7 protein-coding genes and 1 pseudogene are annotated in these 8,225 nt (G+C 49.4%); 3 read left to right on the top strand and 5 right to left on the bottom strand.

Annotated elements, in window-relative coordinates:
• The coding region (locus tag Q0231_RS03755) for a helicase-related protein (protein WP_299345271.1) at window positions 1-2,554 on the bottom strand (2,554 nt) is incomplete at its 3' end.
• A 458-nt stretch (window positions 2,555-3,012) separates the two neighbouring features.
• Window positions 3,013-3,813 (bottom strand): DUF3108 domain-containing protein, encoded by an 801-nt coding sequence (locus Q0231_RS03750; RefSeq protein ID WP_299345269.1) that lies wholly within the window; start codon window positions 3,811-3,813, stop codon window positions 3,013-3,015.
• A 243-nt stretch (window positions 3,814-4,056) separates the two neighbouring features.
• On the opposite strand from Q0231_RS03750, the gene rpmB reads away from it, so the two are divergent.
• Window positions 4,057-4,341, top strand: a complete 285-nt coding sequence (gene rpmB, locus Q0231_RS03745) for a 50S ribosomal protein L28 (protein ID WP_269395083.1) — start codon at window positions 4,057-4,059, stop codon at window positions 4,339-4,341.
• Window positions 4,342-4,468: 127 nt separating this feature from the next.
• A complete protein-coding gene (locus tag Q0231_RS03740) occupies window positions 4,469-5,116 on the top strand; it encodes a VUT family protein (protein WP_299345266.1) in 648 nt (215 codons plus the stop codon).
• 118 nt (window positions 5,117-5,234) lie between these two features.
• Here Q0231_RS03740 and Q0231_RS03735 read toward each other — a convergent pair whose 3' ends face one another.
• Complete coding sequence (locus Q0231_RS03735; protein ID WP_299345263.1) at window positions 5,235-5,876, bottom strand: 2-hydroxychromene-2-carboxylate isomerase; 642 nt, start codon at window positions 5,874-5,876, stop codon at window positions 5,235-5,237.
• 189 nt (window positions 5,877-6,065) lie between these two features.
• Between Q0231_RS03735 and Q0231_RS03730 the strand changes: the two genes are divergently transcribed.
• The gene (locus Q0231_RS03730; protein ID WP_299345260.1) at window positions 6,066-6,845 is read left to right on the top strand and encodes a GNAT family N-acetyltransferase; all 780 of its coding nucleotides are present in this window, start codon (window positions 6,066-6,068) and stop codon (window positions 6,843-6,845) included.
• Window positions 6,846-6,903: 58 nt separating this feature from the next.
• Here Q0231_RS03730 and Q0231_RS03725 read toward each other — a convergent pair whose 3' ends face one another.
• Complete coding sequence (locus tag Q0231_RS03725) at window positions 6,904-7,950, bottom strand: M20/M25/M40 family metallo-hydrolase (protein WP_299345257.1); 1,047 nt, start codon at window positions 7,948-7,950, stop codon at window positions 6,904-6,906.
• A 90-nt stretch (window positions 7,951-8,040) separates the two neighbouring features.
• Window positions 8,041-8,225, bottom strand: a pseudogene (locus Q0231_RS03720) (twin-arginine translocation pathway signal); the annotation flags it as partial.

Genomic DNA, 8,225 nt, shown 5'->3' with positions numbered 1-8,225 from the left:
CCGATTTTGCTGCAACTTGTGGTTCTGTGACTTCAGTTACTGCTTCACCTTGCGGCTCGTTATTGTTTGCCGCCACAACAATGTCATCGCCTGTTTCAGGCGCAACAGGTGCTGTTTCAATCAAGGTCTTGGTGACCTTGTAGCCCAAAGAGGTCAGTACGGTTGAAAACTCTTCGCCAGCGCAACCCAAAAGGCTTGTCATTTCCACGGTGACGCGGAAACCGTTGCCCTCGGCTGCCCCTTCTGGGGGGCTGTCTTGATTGCGTTTAGGATCAAAGGCGATCAATGGGCGAATCAAATCGGCTAACCGTTCCAAAATGTCCACGCGCACTGCCCGGTTGCCCGTGACTTTGAAACCAGCAATTTCGTAAAGCTGTGTGGCGATTTCTGGATCGATATCAATCGAAGTGCGGCCAGACAATATGATTTGTGGCAGTTCGCGCACGCCCGGTTGACGCACACCGCCATTTTGCAGCGCCCACAAAATGAGCGCCATTTCGCGTGGTGCAGGCTTAAGCGAAAGCGGGAGATAGATGTGATAAGCGCCGAATTTGATGCCCATTTTGCGCATGATGGCACGCACATCTTGATCGAGCGATTTCACTTCGTCAGCAATCTCTGCTCTTGGGATCACCCCAAGGCTTTCAGACAGACGGAACGCAACACCACGGGCAGCGCCCTCAAGTTCGGCGGGTTCACGCAGCGAAATGAGTTGCTCAAGTTGGGTATTGATCGCGTGACGTAGCCACAAGTCTAATCGGTCTTGTACCGCGCCTAAATCTGGACCAGTCAGGCTTTCGTCAGCCAAAATGATCAGGCGTGGGGTCAACATGTCATCGCCTGGGGCCAGTTCTGCGATGACTTCACCGCGCCAGCGGATAAGGCCGTCAGCGGTTAAAACAAACTCGTCGTTTGGCGAATCGGTTACTTTTTCGGCCCGTTTCTTGATCTCAGGCGCAATGGCTACGCTGGCCGCAGAGCGAAGATTTTTGGTTTCCCCGCCATCTTGAGATGAAAGGGTAAAGCGAAATCCTTGGATGGATCCAATGGTTTGACCCTCAAGGGATACTTCGCCGCTCTGTGATATTTCCGGTGCAGTCATTTGTTTATCTCTTAAATGGCGCATTAAAACACTTGTTCGACGATCAATAAATCGCTGCGTGAGACGCTTATGTAATGCGTCCGACAATGTATTTTCAATCTCATTTGTTTTTTCACGCCAATAGGTAGGGTCTTTTAACCAGTTTTTTCGATTTGCGACATAGGTCCAGGTTCGAATTTGTTTGATCCGATTGGACAAAGTGTCAATTTCACCTTGGTCATTGTCGCAAAACCTGACCTGTTCGGCAATCCAGTCTTCGCTAATTGTTTCACTTTGTTCAAGATTTAGGAAGATTGTGGCAATTATCTCACCATGTTGGGCGGGTGAAATGTTGCGATAATCGGGAATGAGGGCGCAATCCCATGCCAATTGAGTGACTTTTTTGCCGGTTTTGGGCCCAATGTCGGGGTGCCGCATCAAAAATTCGAGGCCCAATTGGTCTTTGGCGATAGGGACATTGGTGAGTTTTTGATGCGTTGAGCGCACATCCAAGGACTTTTGTAAGAGCTCGAACGAGGCGAAATTTAGATCTGCATTGCGCCATTGCAACACTTTCACCGGTTCAAATTCGTGGCTTTCAAGCTGTTGTACCAACTCATCAGAAAATCCTTCAACACCCCCCGTCACCCCAAAAGTGCCATCTCGCGTGTGGCGGCCGGCCCGTCCTGCGATTTGCGCAAACTCGGCAGGGTTTAGAGGGCGCATTTGTTTGCCGTCAAATTTCATGTCAGCGGCAAAGGCCACATGGTTGATATCAAGGTTTAACCCCATGCCAATCGCGTCGGTTGCAACCAGAAAGTCGACCTCGCCATGCTCATATAGTTCAACCTGGGCGTTGCGTGTGCGTGGGCTAAGGGCCCCCATAACAACAGCTGCGCCACCGCGCTGGCGCCGGATTAGCTCGGCAATGGCGTAAACTTCGCTGGCGGAGAAGGCAACAATTGCGGAGCGAGGTGGCTGACGGGTGATCTTTTTTGATCCCGCGTAGGTCAGCTGCGAAAAGCGCGGCCGGTAGATGATTTCGGCATCTGGCAGCAATGCAGCAATGATCGGGGCCATGGTTGAAGCACCCAACAGCAGTGTTTCATGGGTGCCGCGCGCATGAAGGATGCGATCGGTAAAGATATGGCCCCGGTCCAAGTGGGTCGCCGTTTGAATTTCGTCCACTGCGACACATTCAACCGTTAGATTTGCAGGCATTGCTTCAACGGTTGCAACCCAATAGCGAGCGTTCTTTGGCGATATACGTTCTTCGCCAGTGACCAGCGCTACGGCACCAATGCCAACCCGTTCGACTAGTTTTTGGTAGACTTCGCGCGCCAAAAGCCGCAGCGGCAAGCCAATCATGCCGGTCCGGTGTGCCAGCAAACGCTCAACCGCATAATGGGTTTTGCCCGTATTGGTTGGGCCCAAGATCGCCTTAACGTTGCCCGAGGAAAAGTGGGTCGTCATAGTTTCTCCGGCGTCCTTTGGAGTTGTGGCTGGTTTGACTGTCTTTTTTTGAGACAGGACGGCGGGTCAAAACAGCTTTGGATTAATGATTGGTACAAAAGAGGAACGAACACGGTCCGAATCGCGGTTTTGCACCAATTCTTGCTTCGTTCCCTACAGTATATGGTGGGTCATAGGGCTTGGGGCTACTATTTTTCTCATAACCCCAAGATTGTGGTCTTGAAAAAGCAAAATCATGTTCATCAATGTTTCGATTTGCTTAATTTGTGTAAAATCCTAATCAATGTTTCAGTTGTTTGAATGTTCAGATGGTGTTTTTTTTGTCTAAGTTAATCTTTGGGGCTGAAAATGGGCGAAAAAAACACACAATCTTTACGAAAAAGACTTTGACGTGTCGAAATGACCGGGCCGATTTGGGCGTTATGGTTAACGGTGTCTCTGCGATTTGGCTGGCTTTATCAATAATTTAGCCGTGTGAGCACCATAGAGAGATCGCCAAAAGCTGTTCCCACCAAAACGCGATAGGGAATCATATAACCCGATTGACCCAAGGGGGCGTACCAGATCAAAAACCGCTGGTTGGATTGCATATAGGTGGTGGTATCAGAATTTGTGAAGTGCCCGGATATTGGATTGTATCGCATGGTGCATAAAATAACGGGGCCCTGATAGCCAGTAGCTTTGGATGTTGCGGTTTGCTCTTTTGCAAACTTGAGGTCGATATTGTAGCGCTCAACGCCTGTATAGACTTTTAGTTGGCGGTCGCACAGCGCCGGTTCTAAGCGATCTGCTTTCAGAAAAAAGGACGCAATGGGGTCATTAATATTCTGGCGGTGTTTGCGCACAATTGGGACGCGATTTTTGTTTTGGCTGAGGGGCGGTATGACTTGAGAACTGGTGACATTGCCCTGGTTGGCTTGAAACATAACATTGAACGTTTGATCGTTTGCAATGGTTTCCAGTTCGAATCGTTCGCTTTGCAGCTGGTCGCCTGATGAGTTGCCCGAAGAGGCAAACCGCGCAGTACCCGCCGCCACTAAAGAGGCCAAGCCTGTTACATCGCCTAAAATGTTTACGCTGTAGTTTTGTCCATTGTCTTTAAATCCAACACTGACGGTTGAAATGTTGACGCCCCTCAAGGTGACAACATAATTGGCGTTTGCGTTTAGATTATTGGCCAAGGCGCCAAAAGGCGCGCAAAAAAAGGCAGCGATAAATAGGATTGAGCGGAAAAGAATTGGGGTAAACGATGCGGCCACGATGTCGGTCGATCCTTGGTTAATGCATAAACTATTGCGCTTTTGACGAATCACTGATTTTTAACAGTGCCGACATGGTTTGATGCTTTCAAGGCAATTCGGATTGATTTTTGGCGAGAAGTGCTTGACTAATGGTCAGCGATTATCTACTTAAACGCGACTTTTTCATGTAATTGAGACCTGTCGGGCTCCGCGATTTGTGCGAGACAGACTAGGTACTATGGATCGAACGGGAATTAAAACATGGCACGGCGTTGTGAACTTTCTGGCAAAGGTGTGATGTCTGGTAACAATGTGAGCCACGCGCTCAACCGGACTCGTCGCAAGTTTTTGCCTAACTTGTGCAATGTGACTTTGATGTCTGAAACTTTGGGCCGCAACGTGAAACTTAAAGTTTCAGCTGCTGCTTTGCGTACTGTTGAGCACCGCGGTGGCTTGGACGCATATTTGCTTAAAGCAAAAGACACTGAATTGTCAGATCGCGCTTTGGGCGTTAAAAAAGAAATCCGTTTGGCGCAAGCGTCTTAAGCTACGGTTTCTTTTAGATTTTTGATTTGGAATCCGCGGAACGAATGTTCGTTTCGCGGATTCTTGTTTTCATAAGTGGCGTCGGTCTGTTGCCGGAGTTGCCGCGTAACTCAAGAGGTGCATTATCATGCTCGCTCGTTTTTTTGTGGCCGTTGTTGCCATGGCGATTGTCGTTGTCGCTTCGAACTATTTGGTCGCCATTCCGGTTGAGGTTCAATTCGGACCGCTAGACCTCAAAGAAATCCTCACCTGGGGTGCCTTTACCTACCCATTCGCATTTCTTGTAACCGATTTGACCAACCGTCATTTCGGCCCAAAATCTGCACGCATCGTTGTGTTGGTTGGATTTTCTTTTGCCGTCTATTTGTCGCTACAATTGGCCAACCCACGTATTGCCGTGGCTTCTGGCTCTGCGTTCTTGATCGCACAATTGTTGGATATTTCCATATTTGATCGATTGCGTTCTGGTGGGGCTTGGTGGCGCGCGCCCTTGATCTCATCAAGCATTGCTTCGGCGGTGGATACAGCGATTTTCTTCTCTTTGGCGTTCGCACCCGTATTTGTGGGGATCGACAATTTCTTTGCTCAAGCGGATAGTTCTCTTGGATTTGGTGTGCCTTTGCTCAGCATGGGACCTGAAGTGCCTTTGTATGTTTCACTGGGGCTCGGGGATCTGATCGTCAAAGGTCTAATGGTGTTTGCACTGCTCGCGCCTTACAATTTCTTGCGCCAGTTTGTTTCTGATCGGCGATCCGCTGAAAAAGCGATCGCCTAAAAGCGAACTAACCATTCGCACCCAACGTGCTGAATTGATGTGAGCCAATTTAGCCGTGTAGCAAAGCGCCCCGAAATTTCGGGGCGTTTTTTGTTGGGCGTTTAAAAAAGCTTCCCGCTTAACTTTGAACAGACGGGTTGGACCATTTGGTTGGCGCAAACGGTTGCGAAAGTGCGCGCTTCACCAGCTCTAGATGATCTTGGCCATAAAATGGATCGCCATCAACGATATAGGTGGGGGACCCGAAAACACTGTGCTCGCGCGCCCAATTTGAGTTGGCTAGCAGTTTGTTTTGCACCTGTTGTGAAGCGGCTTTTTCCATCAACGCCTCAACATTGTGACCCATGTCCGAAGCCACCTTTTGAAGGGTTTGATGGTTCGAAAGATCTGCATCATCGCGCCAGTGCGCTTGAAGGATAGCATGGGCCATTTGATCAACTTGTTCGCCCCTGTCCCCAAGGGCAAGAATTAGCCCTGAGGCAAGGCTATAGTCAGCGTCGTGATAGGTTGGTCGGAAGTTGACAATTGGCACCTTGCGGTACGCCGCCCATCTCTCGATTTGTCGACCAAAGAAATAATCCACATGGGCTTGTGTGCGTTCTCGAAATGGTTTTGAGCCTTGTGTTTCAACAACTGGCGACAACAGAATGGGTTTGTGCACCAATGTGGCGTTGTGTTCAGCGCATATTTTGCTCAACTCAGCAGAACCCAAATAGGCAAAAGCGGAATGGGCTGAATAGATATATTCGATTGTTGGCATTGGTTTAGGCCGATCCTGATCCGTTTCTTAGCGTCAAAGCTGTAACAGTTTGGCGCAGCAATCAAGTTCGCAGTGGCTATATCTCGCTGATACCTTCTCACCTGTCTTGCATCTGAGTAAAGAGGTTGACCTGCCTCAATGACGCTGAACGCCTTTGGACTTAGCTTTTTTGAAAAGGAGGAAACTGACATGGCTTACATCTCTTTAACACCTAAAACGCTGCCAACAGAGCATATTTGCTGCGCGATTTCTGACAAGAAATGCACCAAAGGCTACGAGGCAAAAAAGCAATGGCTCTCGGATCAACATGCGCATGGCTATCGGTTCACGCGTTTGGACGAGCGTGGCAAAGTGTTTATCGAATATGGCCCGGGTGCTCAAACGTGGATGCCGGTTGTTGCGCCTGAGTGGATGGTGATGGGTTGTTTTTGGGTGTCGGGGAAGTTCAAAGAGCAGGGCCACGGCAAAGCGCTTTTAAAGTCCGCCCTAGACGATGCAAAACAACAAGGGTTGGCCGGCTTGGTTTCTGTTGTGGGTAAGAAAAAGATGCATTTCCAAAGCGATGGGAAATGGCTTTTGCGGCAGGGGTTTCGTCAAGTTGACGAGTTGGAAAATGGTTTTGTTCTCTTGGCGCTTGAAACCGGTGAGATGCCAAACGCCGAGCTACCGCATTTTGCTAAGAGCGCAAGGCAGGGGCTTGATCCTGCAACCAAAGGCGTCACGGTCTATTATTCAAATCGCTGCCCATTTACAGATTTTCATATTGAAACTTCACTTAAAGAAACTTGCGAAAAACGTAATTTGACCGCAAAAATCATCAAGTTGGACAGTTTGGAAGCGGCGCAGAATGCGCCAACACCAGCGACGATTTTCAGCCTCTTTATCGATGGTCGTTTTATTACGACTGACCTGAGCGTGTGCATGGACACTCGGTTTGATAAGATCGTCGATAAGGTCATTTCCAAATAGAGAAGCCCGCTGCGATAGCAACGGGCTTCCAATTGTCACCAGCTTTGCAGCGGGTTGATTAGTGATCCGCCAAATATGCGGTCAAAATATCACGGGCCGCTTTCAGATCAGTTTTGTCGATCATTTCGGTTACCGTATGCACATAGCGACAGCCGACAACGATGCCGACAGCTTTTGCACCAGCGGCAGCTTGTTGAGCTGCTGCGCCATCTTGGCCGCCACGGGCGAGAATTGTGCGCTGGTAGGGGATGTCATTTTTCTTGGCCAATGCTTCAACTTCACGCACGAGGCCGATATCAGCGATAAATGAGCTGTCTTTGACGTGCAGGCCAAAACCTTTGCCCTGGATGGTCACAGCTTGGTGCTCAGGCACGCCTGGGGTGTCGCAGGCAAGGGTTACGTCAATACCTAGCCCAATGTCAGGCTGGATTGCGTGAGACGCTGTGCGGGCACCGCGCAGGCCAACTTCTTCTTGAGTGGTGAAGGCTACATGAATTTCGCAATCGTGAGAAGATTTGTCCTCAACCAATTTGCGGATAGATTCGATGCCCAACCAACATGCGACGCGGTTGTCGAGCGCTTTGGAGACCACTTTGTCTTCCAAATCCAGCAATGGCTCATCCATCACCACATAGTCGCCCACTTGCACCACGTCTTTGGTTTTTTCGCCCATGCCAAGGTCAATCACAAACTCAGAAACCGTTGGGATTTTTTTGCCTTCTTCAGCGGACTGAATGTGGATTGGTTTGCCACCCGGGTTCATCACCGCTTTATAGTCGCCATTTTCGGTGACCACGAGTACACGGCGGCTGAACAGGTTGCGGGTGTCAAAACCACCTACATTGTCCACATAGACGTGGCCTTTGTCTGTGACGTGAGAAACCAAAAATCCGATCTCGTCCATGTGGCACAAGAGCATGATTTTTTTGGGTGGATTTGCAGGTTTGCCGGTTGGGTTGCGTTTGCACAAAAGTGAACCCATAGCGTCGGTTGTTACTTCGTCAAACAGGCCGTCGATTTCTTTTTCAATGAGGTCGCGGATGCGGTCTTCGCGGCCCGGCACGCCTGGGGTTTCGCACAGGCGTTTAAGTAGATCGATATTCATGAATTATCCCTTGTTTTGAGTATGCTCGTTATCCTCGAGCTTGCGTTGAGGTGGGGGCATATTAGACAGATTTTATTGGTGAAATCAAAATTATTTTACCCATTCAAATTGCAGCAAAAGGGTACGTTCCCAGCCGCGAAAATTGTCATCAGATAGAATGGAAATGACGGTTTCACCCTTTGCGCCAATATGGGCGGTCAGACCTTCCATATTGTCCACATCGCCGCCATTCGCTTCGAGCAGTTTTTTGCCGGAAAGGATCGTGTTGGCCCGAA

Origin of the sequence: uncultured Maritalea sp. (assembly GCF_937139385.1) — a bacterium.
Classification (GTDB): Bacteria; Pseudomonadota; Alphaproteobacteria; order Rhizobiales; family Devosiaceae; genus Maritalea; species Maritalea porphyrae_A.
This window is presented reverse-complemented; position numbering and strand designations above follow the sequence as displayed.